Raw genomic sequence first — 22,493 nt, forward strand, 5'->3', positions numbered from 1 at the left:
GTAAAAAGAATTTAAATCTAAGTCATTCTAGTTTAAAATTAAAGTGCGTGTTCAAAAAGGAGGATGAAAAGGACCAAGAAGTTCGAGGCAGCGCAGCTTTGAGTACCGGAACGTATGCTTTTAATACGTGAGGAACGGAAAAGCAAGCTAACGAAGAAATTCGAAGTGTCATTTTTACCGGACTTTTTTGAACTACTTCTTAACGTATACACAAATTGAGCATGTATAAGGAAGGTCATTATGTCTGAAGAAAATATTACAAGGATCGAATTAGATGGTAAGGAATACATATTAATCGGAACAGCTCACGTTTCAAAGCATAGCGCTGAACAGGTTAAGGAAGTCATTGAAGCAGAAAAGCCTGATTCGGTTTGTATTGAGCTAGATGAACAAAGATATCAATCCATGATGGAAGGTAACAAATGGAAGGAAATGGACATCTTTAAGGTCATCAAAGAGAAGAAGGCCACTTTGCTTCTCATGAACCTAGCGATTTCCTCATTCCAAAAGCGAATGGCTAGTCAATTTGGAATCAATGCCGGACAAGAAATGATGCAAGGAATCGAGTCTGCGAAAGAAATAGGGGCCGAATTAGTTTTAGCAGACCGAAACATTCAAATAACATTCTCACGGATTTGGAATGCAGTCGGATTTACAGGAAAAATGAAATTATTAATGTCCATTGTCTATAGCATTTTCAGCAACGAAACGATTACTGAGGAAGAACTTGAAAAAATGAAATCCAAGGATATGCTGAATTCAATGCTAACCGAATTTTCGACGAGCTTTCCCAAATTAAAAACGCCACTCATTGATGAGCGTGATCAGTATTTGGCACAGAAGATCAAACATGCTCCAGGAGAAAAAGTAGTAGCCGTACTTGGGGCAGCACACGTACCTGGTATCAAGGAAGAAATTAAAAAAGAACATGATTTGAAAAAGCTTACCCAGTTGCCGCCTAAATCAAAGGCGCCTAAAATTATCGGTTGGGCGATTCCGATTTTAATCGTGGCCATTATTGCCTATACCTTTATCGCTAACCCAGAAGCAGGCTTGCAGCAAACCATAAGCTTAGTTTTGTGGACGGGCTCTTTTTCAGCTATTGGTGCAGCGATTGCTTTAGGACATCCGCTTACAATAGTGACCGCCTTTTTTGCAGCACCAATCGGGGTCATGCATCCCCTAATTGCTGCAGGATGGATAGCGGGCTTTGTCCAAGCTTTTCTACGCCGTCCAAGCGTGAAGGACTTTGAAACACTTTCAACAGATGTCTATAGTGTAAAGGGCTTCTGGCATAACAAAGTAACACGGATTTTGTTAATTATTGTTTTGTGTAACCTAGGTACATCTCTCGGCCTATTTATCGGTGGTGCAGATGTTGTGAGATTGTTTATAAAAAACTTATGATACAAAAAGACCTGTTCAGATGCGAACAGGTCTTTTTGTATTCGGAAAAATCGATTAAGTATGGTCTGAAGCGAGTCCAAAAACATAGGCGAATCTGACAGCATGAGCGGAAAAAGCAGGGAGTGAGTCGGAAAACGTGGTTGATTTTGACAATACGAGGGGGAAAAACAAAGAGTGAGTCGCAATCTAGGGGTGATTCTGACAGCATGAGAGGGGGAAAGCAGAGGGTAAGTCGGAAAACGGGGTTGATTCTGACAGCATGATGGGAAAAAACATGGAGTGAGTCGGAATCCAGGGGTGATTCTGACAGCACGAGCGGAAAAAATAGAGAGTGAGTCGTAAACCAAGGTAGATTCAGACAGCGCGAGGGGAAAAAGCATGGGGTGAGTCGTAAACCAAGGTAGATTCTGACAGCATGAGGGGAAAAAGGCATGGAGTGAGTCGTAAACCAGGGCTGATTCAGACAGCATGAGCGGAAAAGAGCATGGAGTGAGTCGGAATCCAGGGTTGATTCTGACAGCATGAGCGGAAAAAATAGAGAGTGAGTCGTAAACCAAGGTAGATTCAGACAGCGCGAGGGGAAAAAGCATGGAGTGAGTCGTAAACCAAGGTAGATTCTGACAGCATGAGCGGAAAAAAGCATGGAGTGAGTCGTAAACCAAGGTAGATTCTGACAGCATGAGGGGGAAAAGGCATGGAGTGAGTCGTAAACCAAGGTAGTTTCCAACAACATAAAATAGAAAAAGCAGAAAGTGAGTCCAATAAGCAATTCCAATTCGTACTATACTACTTGAACTTAGCCTCTTAATAAAATAATCTTCATAAAATAAAAAAAATAGCGTGAGTTATCTCTCACGCTACTTAATATATCACTTATATTTTAATTAATCAGAACTAATAATTAGTTAACACCCTTCATGAACTTTTGGATCTTAGGTGATACGAATAATAGGATAATACCTAAAACAATAGATGCTCCACCAATTACTCCAAAATAAGTCATTTCTGTTTCAGGTGTATAGAATTTAACAAGTTGTGCGTTAAGTGCCTGTGCCGCAGCGTTTGAAAGCATCCATAAACTCATCATCTGAGCAGTAAACGCTGCAGGAGCTAATTTTGTTGTAGCGGAAAGTCCGACAGGTGAAATTAATAATTCCCCAATAACAACAATGAAGTAACTTAACACTAACCAGAGTGGATTAACTAATGAATCTGTTCCACCAAAATATGCTGGTAGTAGAATCACAAGGAAAGAAAGACCAGCAAAAAGCAAACCTAATGAGAACTTTTTCGGAACAGAAGGTTGACGATTTCCAAGCTTAACCCATAACCATGCAAAAACAGGCGCAAACATAATAATGAATAATGGGTTTAAAGATTGGAACCAGGCTGGTGAAATATCAAAACCAGCAAATTGTAACTGTGTACGTGTATCTGCATAATTGGCAAGAATCGTTGCTCCTTGTTCTTGAATGGACCAGAACATAACGGCAGCTAAGAATAAAGGAATATACGCTAAAACTCTTGAACGCTCAACATCTGATGTTTTTGAACTACGATACATAGTAACAAAATAAATAGTTGGAATTAAGAAACCTAGTATACCAATAAGTGCGATAAATGAATCAAAAGTAAGGAAACCTGCTGGAATTCCAACTGCAATTAAAATTGCAACTACAATTAAACCAACAGCAATCTGTGTATACACTTTTTTCTTTTCATTTGGTGCAAGTGGATTTGGAACAATTGTGCCTGCAAGACCAAGATTCTTTTTCTTTGTGAAAACAAAGAATAGTAATCCGAAGAACATCCCGATTGCAGCAATTGCGAAGCCCCAATGGAAATTATGCTTTAATCCAACTTCACCTACGATAAGTGGAGAAAGGAATCCACCGAGGTTAATACTCATATAAAAGATACTAAACCCAGCATCACGACGTGTATCTTTTTCACTATAAATTTCCCCAACAACACTAGAAACGTTAGGTTTTAGTAAACCTGTACCAAGTACAATCAGAACCATTGATACAAAGAATAGTGAGACGCTACCAGGAATTGCAAGTGCAATATGACCTAGCATGATTAAAATACCACCATAAAATACCGCTTTAGAAGTACCAAAGATTCGGTCTGCTAACCACCCACCGATAACCCCTGACATATAAACAAGTGATCCATAAATGGACATAATCGCCATAGCTGTATGTTGATCAAGTCCTAGGCCTCCATCAGATACTTCATAATACATATAGAATAATAGAATGGCTCTCATACCATAATATGAGAATCGCTCCCAGAATTCCGTGAAGAAAAGAGTGAATAGTCCTTTAGGGTGTCCGAAGAATCCCTTTTGAGGAACACTGTCCACAATTTTCTGTCTATTATAGCCTGACATAACATAACCTCCAAAATAGTATATTGGTATAATAATTGAAATTGTTACACTATGTCAAACATAAGAAAATTCTGAGTTGGGTCAATACTTTATAAGGTTTTAAATCTTAGGTTAATTGAAAAGGCTTTTTGGAGTCATTATATTCAAAAAATAAACAGATTGCGTTTGCAATCTGTTTAATGTTTCCATTCAAGGATAATTTCTCAATTATTTATGGTGAGATTTATAAAGAATGTATAATAATGCCAGCAACACGATATCAAGTCTTACAGCAAAGGCAAATTGTAGAAAGCCTGTATGTAGGATGGGAATTTTAACTAGAAGGATTGCTGCAAGGATAATGACAAGTAATGGAATCGTTGCTTTTTTAACTTCCTTATTGATAGCTAGAAGGATCCCACAAACGATTTCAAGAATAGCGACAACATACATGATAAGTTCGGGTGAAGGTAATGGTAGATTTAGAAAGACGGAGCTTAGTTCACTGCTAAGAAGCTTCATAGTCCCAGATGTAATAAATACAAATGCTACTACATAGCGTATAAGTTTCATAGTAGAAAATGTTTGATTCATTTTACTCTCCTCCTTTTCTATAACTCTATGGCTAGGGAGGACAAACTATTCTCAGGGAATGTGCGTAAATAAATATATAGACGAAAGTAGTATAGATGAACCTATTCAAGATGTATGAATAAAATAGGCAAAAGACATCTATAGATAGGAGGTTTGTCTTTTGTCTGTAAATTACAGAGTACGACCAACTGGAATGATCTCTTATACTGCAGGTCGTGTAGGGCAATATGATATATGGCTTTTTCATGTTCAAAGTGGAAATCGGGTACAGCTTACAAACGGTTTAGCCGATTCCTTTTCTAAGCCTATATGGTCAGGTGATAATCGAAAAATTGCTTTTGTAGGGAAAAATCGGATCGTGTATGTGATTGATCTTTCAACTGGCAGAATCGCGGCTATTGACCAAATCGCTCCTAATGAGGACATTACACTTGATTGGGCTCCAAATCATCGGATGCTAGCCTATACAACGCGAAACCACATTATGATGTATGATGTTTTGACTCATCGAGCAACAAGTATTTCAGAACCTGGTGCTTCAGATGCTCAGTGGTTTCCAAGCGGGCGAGAACTATTGTTTCAAGGAGTTGACTCTTCAGGTAATCAGCAATTATTCCGTATTGAGACAAATGGATCTAAGAGGAGACAAATTACAAATAATACAGAAGGTCCATTAAATGAGGTTTCCCTTTCCCCTGACGGAACATTTGTCCTTTATACAACACCAGGAGCTAGTATTTCACTTATCCGTACAGTAGATGTGACATCAGGTGAGGTGTACGAAATTCAAGGTGGAGAACAAGCAAAAAATTATGATCCAACATGGTCCCCGAATTCTCAGTTGATCGCATTTAGTGCGACTGCTTATAAAGAAGGAACAGGATATTATAATCAAATTCGTGTAGTAGGAAAACGCGGTTACAATGAACGCATTCTTACCACATCTTCTTGCTTTGCAACACCTGTTACATGGTCTCAAGATTCCCAGTCAATTGCCTATTTATCAGGTTGCTCAGAACAAGAATTTGCAACTGAAATGTGGTTGATCGCCATACAAAATCCGAATCCTATCATCCTGACTAAGGAACCTCAAATTGTAAATCTAAGCTGGTCTTCAGGGAATGTTCGTCCTACTAAAGGGGTTTATACAAACGAAACGTATAGAGTTCGTTTCCAATATCCATCACACTGGCAGCAAATAGATACGGAGAGATATGAGGGAGCAGATGGTTTCTTTCAAATTTCTGCAATCGGCGGTGGGGATGATATTCATGAAGTGTGTAGGGGAGAAGCCTTTCACCAATTAATGCCTTATGGCTCATCACCTCGCATTTTCCAGACGAGAATTCGTGGGCAAGAAGCTTGTCTGATCTATCCATCTTCAGACCAACCGCCTGAAATGAACCGCCAAGCAGCTGCTATAGTCAGATATCCTACCCCAGTTCAAATTGAAGGTTCAACTTATAATTACTTCATTTTATGGGCGGATGATGCTCATTTGAATTCGATTGCAAGAACCATTACGTTTATATAAAAGAGAGTTGCAACCACTTGGTTGCAACTCCTTTTACAATTCGCGCAATTTTCTAGATAGGGTGCTAATCTCATCCTCAATTTCGGCGATTTGACGTTCCAATGGTGAGATGTTGCCATTCACAGAATCTAACTTTTCTAAATCATTTTGGAGACGTACATAGTCTAATTTTAGCTCGCGAATTTTATATTCAAGTTCTTTCTTATCCATTATTTGTCCCCATTTCTCATGTTTTTTTCATTATAACATTGAGAATGAGGATTTGCTTTACTTAACCTCATTAGGTTCTGGCACTCGTGTTAACACGATAAAACCAATGATAAAGAGAATAACTAAGCTGAAAACACCCATATTGGAATGACCTGTCATTTGAGCGGTTACACCGACTAGTAACGGACCCATAATGGATGCGAACTTTCCAAAGATATTATAAAACCCAAAAAACTCATTTGCCTTTTGTTTAGGGACAAGCTTCGCAAAATAAGAGCGGCTTAGTGCCTGAATTCCTCCCTGTGAAGTGGCGACAAGCATCGCGAGGATCCAGAAATCGAGAGTCGTTTTTAAGAAAAAGGCATACACACAGACAATGATATAGACGAAAATGCCGACATACAACATCTTTTTACCTGTGAATTTTTGAGCCAATCGACCGTAAAGGATCGCGAATGGCGCAGCCACGACCTGTGTAACAAGTAATACAATTAATAAATTTGTAGCACTGATTCCTAGGTCTGTTCCATATGCTGTTGACATGGAGATAACTGTACCAACTCCGTCGATATAAAAGAAGTAGGCAACTAAGAACAAAAATACAGCTCGGTATTTTTTGATTTCCTTAAAAGTTGTTCCAAGTCGTTTGAAACTACTCGCAATCGGATTAGGTTCTCGTTCAATGTAGTAGCGTTGATGAACATTTTTAAATAATGGAATGGAAAAAAGGCCCCACCAAATGGCTGTAATGATAAATGCTATTTTGCTAGCAACTGTTGCTGAAATCGGTAGAATTTCTTTTTGTGCAAGTAGGATAATTGCGATTGCAAGTAAAAACGGAATGGTACTACCGATATAGCCTAACCCATATCCACGTGCAGAAACACGGTCCATTTTATCCTCAGTTGTGACGTCAACTAGAAAGGCATCATAGAAAACATTGGCCCCTGTTGAACCTAATGCAGCAAACGTATAAACAATTAATAAGAGCAACCAATTATCACTTGGTACAAAAGCTAATAAGGCCGTTGCCGAAACGCCTAATGCAAAGAAGAAAGTGAAAAACTTCTTTTTGTAGCCTTGATAATCTGCGATTGTTCCTAAAATGGGTCCAATCATCGCTAAGATAAAAGTAAAAATGGCGATTGTATAGCCAAGATATGCTGTTGAATCTGCAGCATCCACACCAGCATTTGTTGCAGCAGCCTTGTAAAAAATCGGAAAAACAGCCGTTGTAATAATAATTGAATAAGCAGAATTGGCCCAATCATAAAACATCCAACTCGATTCCTCTTTCGTAAACGACCTCATCCCCTAACCCCCTTTAAATTTAATCAAATGTTTTGTGAAACCAGAGGGACGGTTCTTGTGGTCCCACTTAAAGTGTCAGTCTCCTAGGTCACCTATAAACAATTTATAAGGAACCAGGAGAACCGTCCCCATGGTCCGCTAATAGTTCCTCAATCGCACGACCGTCTGTTTTTCCTAGATCTAGGCCTAATAGTCTGGCAAATGTTGGCCCTTCATCGACTAGATGCATAGCTGGTATTTCAATGTTTGGACGAATTCCTTTTCCGGAGGCGATGAGAACGGTTGTGTAGTTCTCCTTTTCCGGTGAGTAGCCATGGCTTGCGAAGGTATAGCGTTTTTCGCGTACATCTTCAACTTGAATTTCATCGATATACTCACCATCTAGCTGCTCTTTGAAATAGTAGCCAAGCCGTGCTTCAATCATGAACGCAGCATTGTCATCTGCCCCTTTTTCCTTCGCTTCACTACTTGAAAGAATTCGTTCGATTCCATTGTCCTCATGTTCAATTAGCTCTGTTAAAAGGGATCTAACTTGTTCTTTTGTGTTTGTATCGTTTTTCTCTTTAAGATAAATATATGCAGAGCCATCACAGCTTTTGCAGTATGCCTTCCAATCTTTTAGACTACCATCCGTATTCACTGTAATAAGACCTGACTTCCTAAATAAAACATTCAACTTAACCGCCCTGGATTCATCCAATGCACTATGGTCACCTAATGCAATGATTGTTGTTTTTTCATAGATTCCACTTTCTTTTAGTGCATTCATGATCCTGCCTAGTCTTTCATCATGGCGTCGAAGGGCTGCCATTGCTTCATCAGATGAAAATCCATGATAATGGCGTTGTGAATCCAAGTCGACAAAATGGACAAGCATGAGATTCGGCTTTCTCGTTTTAATGGTTTCAACGGTTGACTCAAGTACGAAATCATCGAGCTCAGGTTGATTAAGCCCATTACGAAGATGTCCAAACTTCCGGTTCATGTCTAATTGATATAGCGGACTGCCATTAAATAAAGAAACAAAGATTTGATTATGCCAAGGGCGATTTGCAAAAATCTCTGGCATATTGTAATCGATTTTTGCCTTAGCAGTAACGGGCCATAAAAGGGCAGCAGTCTTCATCCCAGCCTTTTTAGCTTCATCGAAAAGGGTCGTTCCTTTTACATGTTGTCTGTGCCAATACCAATCGGGCGATAGGCGACCGGGCTGAAGAAATGTGTTATTCACGATTCCATGATTTTTTGGATATCTCCCAGTCACTATCGTTGCATGACATGGATAGGTTACAGAAGGATAGATGGTTTCGACATTCCTGCAAAACGATGCATGCTCTAGTAGCTTCTTAAAATTGGGAAGCTCTTTAATAATTGGAAAATCAAGTGATGATAAGCAGTCAAATGAGATGACCAGTAAATAATCTGTGAGTCGTGACATATGGCCCTCCATCCTACGAAAGTCTTGTAATCTACTTACAATATAACAGAAAATTGGCAATTAAAATATGAAAACAATGTAAAGACAAAGTAAAAAAGTATTCATTTCAATGTGAGATGGAATATAATTATGGTTATGTGTTCGATTTAACTTTACTCAGCTAGGCGTTTAATCCCAGCCTGAGTAAAGTTAAAGCCTCCGGCGGATGCCACGATTTTTCAAAGGTAATTTTCGAGCAGGCTCGAAAAAATCGGGCGCAAATACGCCAAGGCGCATTTGATTTGAAGGAGAAGTATCATGTACGAAACAAACACCATTCGAGAAAAAATAAAATTGATTTTTATCATGCTGATTCCCATTTTAATCACACAGTTAAGTATGTTTTCCATGGTCTTTTTTAATACAATTATGACTGGTAGATTTAATTCTTCTGATTTGGCCGGGGTTGCGATCGGGTCATCCATATGGAATCCGATTTTTACAGGGATAAGTGCGATTTTACTTGCAGTCTCACCTATTGCTGCGCAAAAATTTGGTGAAAAGAAAAGTAATGAAGTTTCAACAGTTGTCTCAAGTGGGATCTATTTAAGCTTCATTATTGGATTTGTGGTTATTTTAGCTGGGGTTCTCTTTTTAAATCCATTGTTATCCATGATGAATTTGCAAGAAAGTGTTCATCAGACAGCACATGACTACTTAGTTGGGTTGAGCTTTGGAATCATTCCGTTGTTCATCTTTAATGTACTGCGGTCATTTATCTATGCATTAGGGATTACAAGAGTCGTTATGTTTGTTTTATTGGTATCTGTACCTATTAATCTATTCTTAAATTATGTGTTAATCTTTGGTGCTTGGGGCTTTCCAGCACTTGGTGGTGGGGGAGCTGGTTTAGCGACTTCCATTACGTATTGGGTGATTGTTGGGATAACAGCTTTTATCGTCATTACGAAGGACCCATTTTCTTCCTATAAAGTATTTGTGGGACTTAGAGGTTTTACAATTAAAGAAAGTAAGGAAATTTTAAAAATTGGTATCCCGATGGGGTTATCCACGTTTTTTGAAACAAGTATGTTTGCCGTTGTAACGATATTAATTAGTAAATTTTCAGTTACAACCGTTGCTGCCTATCAATCCGCATTGAATATTGTGTCGTTCCTCTATATGATTCCTGTGAGCATTTCAATGGCATTAACCGTTCTAGTGGGATTTGAGGTAGGAGCAAAGCGCTATAAAGATGCGAAAATCTATAGTTGGCTAGGGATCGCTCTTTCCATGGTCATCGCGCTTATAACTGGGCTCTTTGTGATTGTCTTCCGCTTTGAAGTGGCGGGACTTTATTCTACAGAGACAGCGGTCATCACATTAACAGCTCAATTCCTAATTTACGCTTTATTCTTCCAGGTATCAGATGCTATTCAAGCAACTGCACAGGCTGCGTTAAGGGGATACAAGGATGTCAATATCGCATTCGTAATGACGTTGATCGCCTATTGGCTCATCTGCTTACCTGCTGGCTGGGGGCTAGCTCACTTCACGGATTTAGGAGCTGCCGGTTACTGGCTTGGCTTGACATTTGGCTTACTTGCAGCCGGTGTCGGGTTATCAGCAAGACTCATTCACATTCAACGCACTCGCTTTGCGGGGGAAAAGATGGTTGGTTAACAAAAAGGAAGGGGGCTCCCCCTTCCATTTTTTCATACCTACATCCTACACCAAAACTTTACAATTTCTTAACCCTGGCTAAATTAAATAATCGCAATTTTTCGATAAGATGAAGTAAAAGGCTAATGGAGGGATTAGATGAAGATTACGGTTGCAGGTGCAGGATATGTGGGGTTAGTTACAAGTGTTTGTTTAGCTGAACTTGGGCATGAAGTCATTTGCATAGATATCCAAGCTGACAAAATAGCAAAGCTGCAAGAAGGGTATTCTCCCATCTATGAACCAGAATTAGAGCCACTTTTACAGAAAAACCTGATAGAAGGGAGGCTTTATTTTACGACAAATCCACGCTACGCCTACACCCAGGCTGATCTTATTTTTATCGCGGTCGGTACTCCACAAAATGAGGATGGTACTGCAAATCTTACTTATGTCTATGATGTTATGGAAACAATCGCAATTCATATTGAGAAAGATGCAATCATATGCACAAAAAGCACCGTTCCTGTGGGAACAAATGAAAAAATGAAACGAATCATTGATTCTAAAAAGCTTCCAAATCTTAAGGTAGAGATCGTTTCGAATCCAGAATTCCTTCGTGAAGGATCTGCTGTTTTTGATTTTTTCTATGGAGATCGAATTGTGATTGGAGCAGATAACGATGAGGTTGCAACAGTACTCGAAAGAATCTATCTCCCTTTAAAAATTCCAATCGTTAAAACGGATATAAACAGTGCAGAAATGATTAAATATGCCTCAAATGCCTTTCTTGCAACAAAAATAAGCTTCATAAATGAGATTGCTAGAATGTGTGAAAAGGTAGGAGCAAATATTGATGATGTTACGTACGGAATCGGAAAGGACCAACGGATTGGACCTTATTTCTTAAAAGCGGGGCTGGGCTATGGAGGTTCCTGTTTTCCAAAAGATACAAGAGCACTAATGCATACCTCAGGAAGTTTGGGACATCATTTTGAATTACTTGAAGCCGTTATTGGAGTTAACAACCGTCAAAAGTCATTTCCTGTTGTGAAGGCAAAAGAAATTTTGAAATCAGTAAAAGGAAGTAAAATTGCCGTTTTAGGTCTTTCTTTCAAACCAGATACAGATGACATTCGAGAGGCGGCTTCAATCACAATTATTAAAGAATTACTGATGAATGGTGCTAGTGTCACGGCGTATGACCCTGTCGCAATTAAAAATGCGAAAGAAGTGTTTGGGAATGCCATCGACTATACGGATGACATTTCAAGTGCGATTCAAGGGGCCGACCTAGCAATCATTGCTACAGAATGGGAGCAAATTAAACAATATCCCTTACATCTATACAGCTTATATATGAATGAACCGAAAGTGATTGACGGAAGAAATTGCTACTCACTGGAAGAGGTACAGAAATATCCACTGTTATATGTCTCGGTTGGCAGACCCAAAGTGGTCAATACGTTAACAAAAAGGCTGTAAAACTAAGGGGAGATTTGAATCATGAAGCTTTTTCTTTCGATCTATAATGCGGATTGCCGAATTTTTCAAAAGGTAAACCAACATTATGATAAAAAACTGCTCCATTTTTTCTTTACTAGAATCACATTTCTAGGCGGTGCTACTTTTACAATAGTAACTTGTCTTGCATTAGCCTTTTTAACAACAAATCAGTCCAGGTTAACTGCGCTGGCTAGTGCACTTTCCCTTGCCATTAGTCATATACCCGTTCAGGTCATTAAGAAGTTGTATCCTAGGAAAAGACCCTATTTAATCTTGGAAAAATCCAAGTTTCCTATAAAAGCATTAAAAGATCACTCGTTTCCTTCTGGACATACAACGGCCATTTTTTCAGTTATTATTCCATTTATTTTATATATGCCAACTCTTTCAATCATTCTTCTCCCGATCGGAATCTGTGTGGGGATGTCAAGAATCTTCCTAGGGTTACATTATCCTTCTGACGTAATGGTCGGTGGAATTCTAGGAACCACAGCTGGGATTATTAGCTTTTCTTTCGTTAACCAATTAACTTTATTCAGCGGTAATTCCCTACTTTTATAAGTGGGGTATGAATGCAAAAGAGAAAACTTAACTCAGTCGGGATTCTAACTCCGGCTGAATAAAGTTAATGCCTCCGGCGGATGCCACAGATTTTCAAAGGAAGTTTTTCGAGCATAGGATCAAAGACTAAGAACGCCACTTCCTGTGGCAACGTCTTTGTGACCCACCTCGTGTGGGCCTAAAAAATCTGGGCGCAAATACGCCAAGGCGCATTTGATTCAATTCTACCTTAAGGGGGATCTTATGAAAATAGCGATATTTACAGATACTTATTATCCAGAGGTAAACGGTGTTGCACGTACGTTAAAAAGGTTCACTGATTACTTAAATGAACAAGATATTGAAGTTAAGGTATTTGCTCCAATGTCTGACTCAAAGGAATATGTATCTAGCCATATCCACCGATTCAAAAGCTTATCCTTTTTCTTGTATCCAGAGTGCAGACTTGCATTTCCAAATATGCACAAAATTCGTGCTGAGTTAGAACGATTTTCACCGGATATCATCCATGTGGCGACACCATTCAATATTGGATGGTGTGGAAGTTATTATGCAAAGAAGTTAAATATTCCGCTTGTAGGCTCCTATCATACAGATTTTGATTATTACCTACAGTATTATGATTTGCAATTTTTATCCAATCCGTTATGGTCTTATATGAAATGGTTTCATCGGCCATTTCAAAAGCTGTATGTTCCATCTCTTGTGACAAAATATCAGCTTGAAGACAAAGGGTTTTCAGATATAGAAATATGGACTCATGGGGTTGATTGCGAATTATTCAATCCTTACTATAATAAAAACATTGTTCGAGAAAGATATCAGGTTTCCAAAAAGTTTATGCTAACTTATGTGGGGAGATTAGCGCCGGAAAAAAATGTAGATTTGTTAGTTGAAATGGCTAAGTCTTTACCGAAAGAGTGGAGCGAACAGATTCAATGGGTAATCGTTGGCGATGGACCTTCGCGCAGCAAAATGGAGGATGTAGCGCCATCAAATATGACTTTTACTGGCTTTTTAAAGGGTGAGGAACTGGCAGAGGTGTATGCGGCATCGGATTTGTTTATCTTCCCGTCTTCTTCTGAAACCTTTGGAAATGTCGTTCTTGAAGCACTGGCAAGTGGTACACCAGTTGTTGGGGTGAATGCAGGAGGCGTTAGGAATATTGTTCAAGAAGGAATTACAGGTTATTTGTGTGAACCTGGTCAATCCACTGAAATGATGAATACCATTCAACAACTGTTAGAAAATGACGGGGTGCGAAATCGAATGGGCCTGGAAGGAAGAAAATATGCACTGTCCCAAAAATGGGATGTGATTTTTGAAAATCTGCTTTATAGTTATTCAACCGTTTTAAAAGAACCAAACAAACAGAAGTATGCCTAAAAAAAGGAAGGGAGAACCCTTCCTTTTCTTGTGGACTTATTCTCCGATAAAGTTAACAAACTCGCTCCCCGTTATTTCGAGGTTTTTCGGAACTCTGATTAAAAGAAAATCATAATTTAGTGGCTTATCATCGTTGAACCTATTATCAAATTCATCCATAATGCCGCCACCTCTAAATTGCGAGATTACAAAATCATTATGAAAGCTATTTAGTTTAATCGAATAATCCATTGGAGAAATTACTAGCAAATGGTTATTTTCGATCGAAACGGAAGGCGCTGGGATTTCTTCATAAAAATCGTAACCGTTGAAATTTGTATTTGCAACATAGTAGATTACTTCAATGATGTTATCGTCATTTTCGTTACGGTCAAAAACGGTCTGCATGTTCAGATTGTCCAACGGTTTAATATTAAGTTCGTCTTGATCGAATGGAATTTCCCATTTTTCTTTTTCTTTTATGGCTTCAAAATTTCCAATTGTCCCTTGGTGAATCGCTTGATTTATTTGTTCATATGTCAAATCCTGAGTACTATTTTCGGATGTTTCAAAGCTGGATGTAGGGATACAATAATAAACAATCACAGACGCTGTTAACATGATTAAATATGTTCCTAGTAAAATTTTTGTACTCTTTACACCTTTGAACCTTTTACCAAAAAATACAGATATTAAAATAGTCGCAAGGATAAATAAAATAATGATAGGAAGTATCAATGTACCAATTGCTGACATTATTTTCGAACCTCCAATCGATTCGTTGCAGCTATTACAATCCACATCATAACTGCGACTGTAACAACAATCTTGAGTGTAAATACAAGGATAGATGATTCATGTGCAAAAAACGTAAACCCTGTAAACGTATCAAATGATCGTATTTCATAAATAGCCCAGCCAATTACAAGGGCAGGAATCGCAAAGCCAAAAAGTTTGTTTATTTGCGTAAACATCCCGATGATATAACCAAGTGTTGCAAACAAAAGCAGATATAATGTACCGATATATATGCCAACAAGCATATCGGAGAATGGTAGGAAAAAATGGTTCGCAATAATCTTATTGCTTCCATTGAAATACAAGATTACCCTTAAAAGAATCCCAGCAAAAGTGGAAGTGATACTGGCAATAAATGAATAAATGATCAACATTCCAATTGTTGAAAGATGACTACTCATTCTGTTTGTTACAAATGAAAAATCGATATAATGATAGGGTTTTGTGGATAGCGTGATTGCCGTAATAAAAGCCCAAAAGGCGGTAAAAACAAAAATCATGCTTCCAGAATAACTAGATATCGATACATTCCCACCAAGCCCCATCTGTCCAACACCATTGAAAGAAAACAAAAGCGCAATCGCCTGGACAGTTGCAAGGCTTGTAAACGTACCATAATATGCCCTCACCTTAAAAAATAGCTGTTTTTTTACGATATCAAGTAAGCTAGCATTAGTTAAATACATCATTTATACCCCCTTTATTCTTTGAGGTGAGATATACACAAAGGTCTTCAGTTGCAACCGGGGTGAGCTCAATTCCGAGTTTCTTCGCTTCCAACCATGTTGCATCTGGATAAACATCCTTTACAACGGAATAAGTGTAATCATTCCCGAAGTCCTCTACATAAATGACCTCCATACCTTTTGTGACTTTTTCAATGACGGTTGATTTCCCACGTAGTCCAACTGCAAACTCCTTCAAATCATCGATCGATTCATGAAGCGCAACACTTCCGTTCCGTATGAGGAGAACATTTTCCAAAATACTATCAATCTCGTTTAGCAGGTGGCTAGAAAAGAGGATGGTTCTAGGGTGTGCGATGTAATCTTTTAATAACGCCTTGTAAAAATCCTTACGAATGGCCGCATCCATTCCTGTTGTAGGTTCATCAAAGATTGTAATTGGACAGCGGGACGAGAGACCGATAATCATATTAAATGTACTTTTCATACCTTTTGAAAGATGATGATGAAGTTGCTTTGGATTAAAATCGAAATAATCGAATAGCCGTTTTGCCAATTCACCGTCCCAATTAGGATAGAACTTTGCACTAGCATCTAATAGCTCAGTTAGATTCAGCCAAGGAGGGAAGGCCATATTATCATCAATAAAAATAAGATTGGAAGATATCTTTAAATTATTAAACGGGTCCTCCGAAAAAACACGTACCTCTCCTGAAGAAACTGGGTAATAACCAGCGATCGTTTTTAAAAGAGTTGTTTTTCCTGCTCCATTTCTACCAATAACCCCCGTTATCGTATTTGGCTCAATTGTAAAAGTCAGATTATCTAATGCTTTAAAGCCTCCGTAGAGTTTAGATACATTTTGAAACTCAATTGCGTTCATCACGATTCCCCCTTTGCCGTTCTTTTTCAGCCTTAATCAAATTGACTAATTCTTCTTCATTAACCCCTAATCGCTCCGACTCCATTACAAGTTCGAGAATGAGATTTTTCATTGTTTGACTTTTCCTTTTCTCTAAAATAAATTGTTTGGCGTTCGGTGTTACAAACATGCCTAAGCCTCGCTTTTTATATAGAATGTTTTCATCTGCAAGGAGATTCAGTCCCTTTGCAGCAGTAGCAGGATTAATATTGAACATTTCTGCAAGCTGATACTGAGAAAACACCTTGTGATCCTCTGGTATCGCGCCACTTAATATTTCTGTTTCTATCCATTCTGAAATTTGCACATAGATTGGCTTCGTGCCATCCTGCTTAAACTTCATATAAACACCTCCTTAGGTGATTATGTACCTTAGTGCATTAGTGATATAATGTACTATACTACATGCTATGTAAAAATTCCAGATTATTTACTATAATTTTGAAAAAATGACCATAATTAGGCTAGTAAAGGAAAAAGACCCAAAATCATTTTCAGGAAAAATCGTAAAAATACGCCTCAAGTCTTAGATTCTTGTAATTTCTAGGTCCATAGTTCGAATACATATCTTATAGTATAGTTAACGTGAGGAAGAACAGATTGATGAAGAGGAAACAGAGGCTCGAGTGTGGTAGAAATCCCCTTCATCGAGTGTATGAAGGGGAAAACGTTGGGTAAATTGAGCGGAAGTCCTCTTCATAGAAGTGATGAAGGGGAAAACGCTAGTTGAACTTCGTGGAAATCCTCTTCATGGAGTGTATGAAGTCCTGTAAGCAGGGCAAGCACCTCAGTAAAGTCCTTCATCGCGGTTATGAAGACACGAAAGCAGGGCAAGCACCGCAGTAAAGTCCTTCATCGAGGCGATGAAGACCCGAACGAGGCGCTAGCGCTGGAGTAAAGTCTTTCATCGCGGTTATGAAGACCCGAAAGCAGCGCAAGCACCGCAGTAAGGTCCTTCATCGAGGCGATGAAGACCCGAACGAGGCGCAAGCGCCGGAGCAAAGTCCTTCATCGTGGTGATGAAGACCCGAACGTAGCGCTAGCACCGAAGCAAAGTCCTTCATCGAGCTGATGAAGACCCGAACGTAGCGCTAGTACCGTAGCAAAGTTCTTCATCAAGCTAATGAAGACCCGAACGCGGCGAACAAACCAATGCAAAGTCCTTCATCCACAAATTTCGCAAAACTAAAACTAAATAATCACACCAGATTTTCCCTCAAAAGTTTTTGAAACCAACGTTTGAGTTGGTTCGTATATAATAGTAAGACAGAATGTTAGGAGTCGATTGTATGAATCAATTGCTTGCTTTTATTGTTAAATCGTTCATTTCAGTGCCGACAACGGTTACTGTCTGGTTAGTAAGTATGTTTGCGTTTGACCAAACCTTCCTACTTTCGTCTGGGTATGCCTTATTAGGTGGCGGAATTGCCTATTTTGGAACGTCTGTCATAATGAAACAAGCCTTTTTACGAAAACATCGGTTAACGAGGAAGGAATATCAATATATTGAGAGAAATTTAAAAGAAGCAAAGAAAAAACTTGCTAGACTAAATAAATCCCTTTTTACCGTTCGTCACATCCCGTCATTGAAGCAAAGAGTAGATTTGCATCGTGTTACAAAGAAGATCTACCGGTTATCGAAGAGCGAACCGAGACGCTTCTATCTAGCGGAACGTTTTTATTTCTCGCATTTGGATTCAGTTGTGGAATTAACAGAGAAGTATGCGTTTCTTTCATCCCAACCAAAGAAAAATAGTGAGCTAGAGAGATCACTGCATGAAACACGAAGAGTACTCGAAGAATTGACAGAAACGATTGAAAAGGATTTACACAAAATGCTCTCGAATGATATAGATGATTTGCATTTCGAAATTGATGTAGCCAAAAATTCGAATAAACAAGCAAATGATTCTCATTTCATTGATCAAAATAGGAGGTAAATGAGTATGAGTGAACAGTTTTCTCCAAAGTATAAAGAACCTGGGAATTTAATGGATGAATTACTTGCAAATCCATTTGATGAGAAAAAAGAAGAGCAGGCAAATCCAATTATCTTAACACAAGAAGAAGAGAAAAAGCCTGTACGTTTAGTGGATGTGCTACCCGAAGAAAATAAGGAAAAAGCACTTCAGCTAGCGAAACAAATTGACCCAACCAATCATCAAGCGATGATTTCATACGGAACACCTGCTCAAAACAAGCTCCTTTCATTTTCAAATACAATGCTTGAGCATGTTCAAAAAAATGATGTAGGTGAAGTTGGAAAAATCATCTCAGACCTCATGAAGCGTCTTGATGAGATGAAGCCTGAGGAGTTAAATCCTGAGAAACGCTCTGTTATTGCACGGATGTTTGGCAAGATTTCGAATTCAGTTCAAGAGGTACTTTCAAAATATCAAAAAACAGGAGCACAAATTGACCGAATTAGTGTGAAGCTTGATAGAAGTAAGAATGTCCTTTTATCAGACATTGCGATTCTTGAAAAGCTTTACGACAACAATAAGGACTATTTTGATGCATTAAACGTCTACATTGCAGCGGGCGAATTAAAGCTTGAGGAAATGCATCAAAAGGTTATCCCTGATTTAAAGAAACAAGCAGAAGCTTCTAATGACCAAATGAAGGTGCAAGAAGTAAATGACATGGTTCAATTTGCGGACCGCCTTGAAAAACGTGTACATGACCTGAAGTTAAGTAGGGAAATTACGATTCAAAGCGCACCACAAATCCGTTTGATCCAAAACACAAACCAAGCGCTTGTGGAAAAAATTCAATCATCCATCATGACGGCAATTCCATTATGGAAAAACCAAGTCGCTATTGCGCTAACCTTAATTAGACAGCGTCACGCAGTAGAGGCGCAAAAACAAGTTTCCAAAACAACGAATGAACTTTTATTGAAGAATGCTGAAATGCTAAAAAGCAATACGCTTGAAACGGCAAGAGAAAATGAGCGTGGTTTAGTCGATGTAGAAACATTGAAGAAAACGAAAGAAAACCTCATTTCTACATTAGAAGAAACATTACGCATTCAGGAGGAAGGCCGTAACAAACGTCGCCAAGCCGAGCTTGAGCTTGCTTCGATGGAAACTGAACTTCGCCAAAAGCTTTTAGATATCAAGACTGACTAAAATAAGAAAAGGATAGATACCGAAATCAGGTATCTATCCTTTTTAATATGTCTAGCTTTAGGCGTAACGGCTTGAGTAAAAAGCCAGTCGCGCTTTACGCTTATCCATTTTACAATCCAAATAATTGTGGTAAGAACAACGAGATTTGAGGGACAAATGCTACGAGCAATAGCACGAGAATAACGACCCCGAAATATGGTAATAACGTTGGTACCACTTCTTCAATTTTAACTTTCGCAACACTACATCCAACAAATAGAGCACTACCCACAGGCGGTGTCATATTACCAATACATAAACCGAAGCAGATAAGCATTCCGAAATGAATTGGATCCATACCGAAGCTTTGCGCGACAGGTAAGAAGATTGGCGTGAAAATCAGTACAGCGGGTGTGATATCCATAAAGGTACCAACAAGTAATAAGATAAAAATGATAATGAGAATAATCCCGTATTGATTATCGGTGATCGATAATAGGGCACTACTTATTGCCTCAGGTAATTTCATATACGACATCACAAGTGAAAACAGAGCAGAAGCCGTAATCAAGAAGAGAATCATACCAGTAATTTCAATCGTTTCGATAAAAATGGCTGGCAAATCTTTCAGCTTAAAGTTTTTATAAATAATCGAAAGAATGACTGAATATATAACTGCAACAGCAGCACCTTCTGTAGCTGTAAAAATACCAGCAACAATTCCGCCAATAACAATAACAATTAACAATAAACTCGGGATTGCGCTAACAATAATATAGAAAATATCTTTTGCACTCGGTAACTTCGAAACAGGGTAATTTTCTTTTTTCGCCATAAAATAGGCAACAACCATTACCGCTAATCCCCATAAAATCCCCGGTATATATCCGGCCATAAATAGTGCAGCAACTGAAGTACCTCCACTCACCAAGGAGTACACAATCAGTACTGAACTTGGCGGGATGATTAGTCCTGTAGGCGCAGAAGCAATGTTAACCGCTGCTGAATAGGTTAGTTTGTAGCCTTGATTCGTTTGCATAGGCGTCATGATCCGTCCCATCGCTGCAGCAGAGGCAACACTTGATCCGGATATTGAACCAAACAGCATATTCCCAACAGCATTCGTATGTGCCAATGATCCTGGAAGTTTTCCAACCAAGACCTTCGCAAAATTCACTAGTCGGAAAGCAATTCCACCATTATTCATGATAATCCCTGATAGAACAAATAAAGGTATCGCCAACATTGTAAAATTATCAATTCCCGTTACCATTCTTTGAGCGGATGTTAAAATGGCTACATCAAACGGCAACACGAATAGAAAGGTAATAACAGAGCTTAAGATGATTGCAATCGCAATCGGCGCCCCAAACAATAAGAGAAAGAAAAAGGTGACAAATAGGATGATTCCAGCAATAGTTCCCATTATAAAATCACCTCTCTTTTTCGTTCCTTATAAGATGTCAAACTGTGAATTTGATAAATAATAATGCAAATCCCGCTAACTAGAATAGCAGAATAAACCACTCCCATAGAAAGACCAGTAGCTGCCGCCGTTTGAGCAGAAGTTAGCATTACAATTCGTATACCACCGTACACCATTAAAATTGCAGCAGTTAAAAGAACAATGATATCAGTAATAAATTCAATTTGAAGCTGCACCTTTGGGCTAAATTTTTCTCTAATAAAAAGGATCCCAATATGCTTTTTTGCGCCAAATACATAGGCAGCAGACATAAGCCCAAACCAAATTAACATATATCTAGTTAACTCCTCCGTTCCGGGAGAGGAGATGTTAAACACATACCGTGCTAACACTTGCCAGGTTGACATCACAACCATAGAAACAAGTAATAAACTTGAGAAGACAATCAATACTTTGTCGAGAACTTGTTTAACCTTATTCATTAGACGAATTCCCCTTTATTAATTGGTAAATATCTTTTGTTTTTTCATCTTTTGCATAAGCCTCATGGAGTGGCTTTACAGCATCGATAAAGGAGGTTTTGTCAACCTCAATGAAATGAACACCCATTTTATTTTTAGCGGTTTCAGTTTGTTCTTTAATGGTTTTTCCCCAAACAGTCTCGTGATAAAGGGTAGATTCCTTTGCCGCCTCTTGAATAATGTCTTTTTCATCGTCTGTTAAATCATTGAATCGTTTTGCATTAATGATGAGCATATCAGGTACGATTTGGTGTCCTGTATACATGTAATATTTAGCGACCTCACCGTGGTTATTACCCACTAGAGCGGTTTCATTATTCTCAGCAGCATCAATAACTCCTGATTGTAGGGCTGTATAAACTTCTCCATACGCCATTGGAGTAGGGAGGCCTCCAAACGCTTCAATCATATTTACACTCGTTTGACTTGGTTGAACCCTTGTTTTTAATCCTGCCACATCCTCTACAGTGTGTACTTCACGATCCTTCGTATATAAGTTACGAGAACCTGCGTTGTAGTAGGTTAATGCGATAATACCAATATCCTCAGTTTTGTAATAAAGCTGATCGGTTATCGTTTTATCATTCATTTTTTTCTCGAACTCTTCGTAATCCTCAAAGACATATGGCAAACTGAATATGGAGTAATCGGATTCAAATCCTTCTAACGCACTTGCACTCACTTTTGCGACATCTACAGCACCGGATTGTGTTAATTCGAGTACTTCACGTTCACTTCCTAGTTGCCCATTTGGATAGATTTCCACCTGGATTTTATTATTTGATTTTTCTTCAACTAATCTGCCGAATTCGACAAGCGATAGATGAACGGGGTGGTCTAAAGTTTGGTTGTGGGCAAGCTTTATTTCTTCAACACCAGCTTCATTGTTACAACCCACAAGTAATAAAGCGGTTACTAAAACAAGTAGAAATTGGGTTAACATTCTCATGCTGCTACCTCCTAAGATAAAAATAAGCGGTTCCATTTTTGTTATTTTGTGTTTGTTGATAAAACTTATCCTAAAAATGGAATAATAAATATTTTATTTGTTTAGAAAACAAACAAATTACAACTTTTAAAAGGGTACCA

Annotated in this window: 20 protein-coding genes; 8 read left to right on the forward strand and 12 right to left on the reverse strand. The window is 38.6% G+C overall.

Annotated features, from left to right (window positions below; genetic code table 11):
• The first annotated feature begins 240 nt into the window (after positions 1 to 240).
• On the forward strand, positions 241 to 1,407 hold the full coding sequence (locus ACFSFW_RS12465) for a TraB/GumN family protein (protein WP_388038708.1): 1,167 nt from the start codon (positions 241 to 243) through the stop codon (positions 1,405 to 1,407).
• 901 nt (positions 1,408 to 2,308) lie between these two features.
• On the opposite strand, the gene ACFSFW_RS12470 is transcribed toward ACFSFW_RS12465, so the two are convergent.
• Both ACFSFW_RS12470 and ACFSFW_RS12475 read right to left on the reverse strand, forming a co-directional pair.
• The gene (locus ACFSFW_RS12470; RefSeq protein ID WP_388038711.1) at positions 2,309 to 3,802 is read right to left on the reverse strand and encodes a peptide MFS transporter; all 1,494 of its coding nucleotides are present in this window, start codon (positions 3,800 to 3,802) and stop codon (positions 2,309 to 2,311) included.
• 207 nt (positions 3,803 to 4,009) lie between these two features.
• Positions 4,010 to 4,375, reverse strand: coding sequence for a DoxX family protein (locus ACFSFW_RS12475; protein WP_388038713.1), 366 nt, complete (start codon positions 4,373 to 4,375; stop codon positions 4,010 to 4,012).
• 160 nt (positions 4,376 to 4,535) lie between these two features.
• Here ACFSFW_RS12475 and ACFSFW_RS12480 point away from each other — a divergent pair, with 160 nt between their 5' ends.
• Positions 4,536 to 5,909 (forward strand): TolB family protein, encoded by a 1,374-nt coding sequence (locus ACFSFW_RS12480; protein WP_388038716.1) that lies wholly within the window; start codon positions 4,536 to 4,538, stop codon positions 5,907 to 5,909.
• 33 nt (positions 5,910 to 5,942) lie between these two features.
• Here ACFSFW_RS12480 and ACFSFW_RS12485 read toward each other — a convergent pair whose 3' ends face one another.
• The 3 genes from ACFSFW_RS12485 to ACFSFW_RS12495 all read right to left on the reverse strand — a co-directional run bounded on the left by ACFSFW_RS12485 (position 5,943) and on the right by ACFSFW_RS12495 (position 8,868).
• Entirely contained in the window at positions 5,943 to 6,119 is a 177-nt protein-coding gene (locus ACFSFW_RS12485; RefSeq protein WP_180271311.1) for an SE1832 family protein, read from the reverse strand.
• A gap of 57 nt (positions 6,120 to 6,176) precedes the next feature.
• The gene (locus tag ACFSFW_RS12490) at positions 6,177 to 7,430 is read right to left on the reverse strand and encodes an MFS transporter (protein ID WP_388038719.1); all 1,254 of its coding nucleotides are present in this window, start codon (positions 7,428 to 7,430) and stop codon (positions 6,177 to 6,179) included.
• A 103-nt stretch (positions 7,431 to 7,533) separates the two neighbouring features.
• Entirely contained in the window at positions 7,534 to 8,868 is a 1,335-nt protein-coding gene (locus ACFSFW_RS12495; RefSeq protein ID WP_388038722.1) for an alkaline phosphatase family protein, read from the reverse strand.
• 297 nt (positions 8,869 to 9,165) lie between these two features.
• Here ACFSFW_RS12495 and ACFSFW_RS12500 point away from each other — a divergent pair, with 297 nt between their 5' ends.
• From ACFSFW_RS12500 to ACFSFW_RS12515, 4 genes are all read left to right on the forward strand, one after another.
• Positions 9,166 to 10,530, forward strand: coding sequence for an MATE family efflux transporter (locus tag ACFSFW_RS12500; RefSeq protein ID WP_388038725.1), 1,365 nt, complete (start codon positions 9,166 to 9,168; stop codon positions 10,528 to 10,530).
• Positions 10,531 to 10,668: 138 nt separating this feature from the next.
• Positions 10,669 to 11,994: a UDP-glucose dehydrogenase family protein gene (locus ACFSFW_RS12505; RefSeq protein ID WP_388038727.1), complete on the forward strand. Its 1,326-nt coding sequence runs from the start codon at positions 10,669 to 10,671 to the stop codon at positions 11,992 to 11,994.
• 21 nt (positions 11,995 to 12,015) lie between these two features.
• On the forward strand, positions 12,016 to 12,576 hold the full coding sequence (locus ACFSFW_RS12510; RefSeq protein WP_304217970.1) for a phosphatase PAP2 family protein: 561 nt from the start codon (positions 12,016 to 12,018) through the stop codon (positions 12,574 to 12,576).
• A gap of 243 nt (positions 12,577 to 12,819) precedes the next feature.
• The gene (locus ACFSFW_RS12515) at positions 12,820 to 13,962 is read left to right on the forward strand and encodes a glycosyltransferase family 4 protein (RefSeq protein ID WP_388038730.1); all 1,143 of its coding nucleotides are present in this window, start codon (positions 12,820 to 12,822) and stop codon (positions 13,960 to 13,962) included.
• A gap of 36 nt (positions 13,963 to 13,998) precedes the next feature.
• Here the strand turns inward: ACFSFW_RS12515 and ACFSFW_RS12520 are convergent, their stop codons facing one another.
• From ACFSFW_RS12520 to ACFSFW_RS12535, 4 genes are read right to left on the reverse strand one after another with little or no spacing between them, the layout of a single operon-like run.
• Positions 13,999 to 14,697, reverse strand: a complete 699-nt coding sequence (locus ACFSFW_RS12520; RefSeq protein WP_388038732.1) for a hypothetical protein — start codon at positions 14,695 to 14,697, stop codon at positions 13,999 to 14,001.
• On the reverse strand, positions 14,697 to 15,425 hold the full coding sequence (locus ACFSFW_RS12525; RefSeq protein WP_388038734.1) for a hypothetical protein: 729 nt from the start codon (positions 15,423 to 15,425) through the stop codon (positions 14,697 to 14,699). The genes ACFSFW_RS12520 and ACFSFW_RS12525 overlap by 1 nt, the downstream gene beginning before the upstream one ends.
• Positions 15,412 to 16,308, reverse strand: a complete 897-nt coding sequence (locus tag ACFSFW_RS12530) for an ABC transporter ATP-binding protein (RefSeq protein WP_388038737.1) — start codon at positions 16,306 to 16,308, stop codon at positions 15,412 to 15,414. Before ACFSFW_RS12530 ends, ACFSFW_RS12525 begins: the two co-directional genes overlap by 14 nt.
• Positions 16,295 to 16,690, reverse strand: coding sequence for a GntR family transcriptional regulator (locus ACFSFW_RS12535; protein WP_388038740.1), 396 nt, complete (start codon positions 16,688 to 16,690; stop codon positions 16,295 to 16,297). The genes ACFSFW_RS12530 and ACFSFW_RS12535 overlap by 14 nt, the downstream gene beginning before the upstream one ends.
• Positions 16,691 to 17,636: 946 nt before the next feature.
• Here ACFSFW_RS12535 and ACFSFW_RS12540 point away from each other — a divergent pair.
• Both ACFSFW_RS12540 and ACFSFW_RS12545 read left to right on the forward strand, forming a co-directional pair.
• Complete coding sequence (locus tag ACFSFW_RS12540) at positions 17,637 to 18,287, forward strand: 5-bromo-4-chloroindolyl phosphate hydrolysis family protein (protein ID WP_099352839.1); 651 nt, start codon at positions 17,637 to 17,639, stop codon at positions 18,285 to 18,287.
• Positions 18,288 to 18,293: 6 nt separating this feature from the next.
• Entirely contained in the window at positions 18,294 to 19,478 is a 1,185-nt protein-coding gene (locus tag ACFSFW_RS12545; protein WP_388038743.1) for a toxic anion resistance protein, read from the forward strand.
• A gap of 109 nt (positions 19,479 to 19,587) precedes the next feature.
• On the opposite strand, the gene ACFSFW_RS12550 is transcribed toward ACFSFW_RS12545, so the two are convergent.
• The 3 genes from ACFSFW_RS12550 to ACFSFW_RS12560 are packed head-to-tail and all read right to left on the reverse strand — an operon-like array spanning position 19,588 to position 22,353.
• Positions 19,588 to 20,883 carry a TRAP transporter large permease gene (locus tag ACFSFW_RS12550; RefSeq protein WP_388038746.1) on the reverse strand — a complete coding sequence of 432 codons (1,296 nt, stop codon included), beginning with the start codon at positions 20,881 to 20,883 and terminating at the stop codon, positions 19,588 to 19,590.
• Positions 20,883 to 21,365, reverse strand: a complete 483-nt coding sequence (locus ACFSFW_RS12555; RefSeq protein ID WP_388038748.1) for a TRAP transporter small permease — start codon at positions 21,363 to 21,365, stop codon at positions 20,883 to 20,885. The genes ACFSFW_RS12550 and ACFSFW_RS12555 overlap by 1 nt, the downstream gene beginning before the upstream one ends.
• Positions 21,358 to 22,353, reverse strand: a complete 996-nt coding sequence (locus ACFSFW_RS12560) for a TRAP transporter substrate-binding protein (RefSeq protein WP_388038751.1) — start codon at positions 22,351 to 22,353, stop codon at positions 21,358 to 21,360. Before ACFSFW_RS12560 ends, ACFSFW_RS12555 begins: the two co-directional genes overlap by 8 nt.
• Positions 22,354 to 22,493 lie beyond the last annotated feature (140 nt).

It is taken from the genome of Ferdinandcohnia salidurans, assembly GCF_042680725.1.
GTDB lineage: Bacteria > Bacillota > Bacilli > Bacillales > Bacillaceae_L > Ferdinandcohnia > Ferdinandcohnia salidurans.

Coding starts and splice junctions, on each gene's coding strand:
- ACFSFW_RS12465 (WP_388038708.1), top strand. CDS start 241: ATGTCTGAAGAAAATATTACAAGGATCGAATTAGATGGTAAGGAATAC.
- ACFSFW_RS12470 (WP_388038711.1), bottom strand. CDS start 3,802: ATGTCAGGCTATAATAGACAGAAAATTGTGGACAGTGTTCCTCAAAAG.
- ACFSFW_RS12475 (WP_388038713.1), bottom strand. CDS start 4,375: ATGAATCAAACATTTTCTACTATGAAACTTATACGCTATGTAGTAGCA.
- ACFSFW_RS12485 (WP_180271311.1), bottom strand. CDS start 6,119: ATGGATAAGAAAGAACTTGAATATAAAATTCGCGAGCTAAAATTAGAC.
- ACFSFW_RS12490 (WP_388038719.1), bottom strand. CDS start 7,430: ATGAGGTCGTTTACGAAAGAGGAATCGAGTTGGATGTTTTATGATTGG.
- ACFSFW_RS12495 (WP_388038722.1), bottom strand. CDS start 8,868: ATGTCACGACTCACAGATTATTTACTGGTCATCTCATTTGACTGCTTA.
- ACFSFW_RS12500 (WP_388038725.1), top strand. CDS start 9,166: ATGTACGAAACAAACACCATTCGAGAAAAAATAAAATTGATTTTTATC.
- ACFSFW_RS12505 (WP_388038727.1), top strand. CDS start 10,669: ATGAAGATTACGGTTGCAGGTGCAGGATATGTGGGGTTAGTTACAAGT.
- ACFSFW_RS12510 (WP_304217970.1), top strand. CDS start 12,016: ATGAAGCTTTTTCTTTCGATCTATAATGCGGATTGCCGAATTTTTCAA.
- ACFSFW_RS12515 (WP_388038730.1), top strand. CDS start 12,820: ATGAAAATAGCGATATTTACAGATACTTATTATCCAGAGGTAAACGGT.
- ACFSFW_RS12520 (WP_388038732.1), bottom strand. CDS start 14,697: ATGTCAGCAATTGGTACATTGATACTTCCTATCATTATTTTATTTATC.
- ACFSFW_RS12525 (WP_388038734.1), bottom strand. CDS start 15,425: ATGTATTTAACTAATGCTAGCTTACTTGATATCGTAAAAAAACAGCTA.
- ACFSFW_RS12530 (WP_388038737.1), bottom strand. CDS start 16,308: ATGAACGCAATTGAGTTTCAAAATGTATCTAAACTCTACGGAGGCTTT.
- ACFSFW_RS12535 (WP_388038740.1), bottom strand. CDS start 16,690: ATGAAGTTTAAGCAGGATGGCACGAAGCCAATCTATGTGCAAATTTCA.
- ACFSFW_RS12540 (WP_099352839.1), top strand. CDS start 17,637: ATGAATCAATTGCTTGCTTTTATTGTTAAATCGTTCATTTCAGTGCCG.
- ACFSFW_RS12545 (WP_388038743.1), top strand. CDS start 18,294: ATGAGTGAACAGTTTTCTCCAAAGTATAAAGAACCTGGGAATTTAATG.
- ACFSFW_RS12550 (WP_388038746.1), bottom strand. CDS start 20,883: ATGGGAACTATTGCTGGAATCATCCTATTTGTCACCTTTTTCTTTCTC.
- ACFSFW_RS12555 (WP_388038748.1), bottom strand. CDS start 21,365: ATGAATAAGGTTAAACAAGTTCTCGACAAAGTATTGATTGTCTTCTCA.
- ACFSFW_RS12560 (WP_388038751.1), bottom strand. CDS start 22,353: ATGAGAATGTTAACCCAATTTCTACTTGTTTTAGTAACCGCTTTATTA.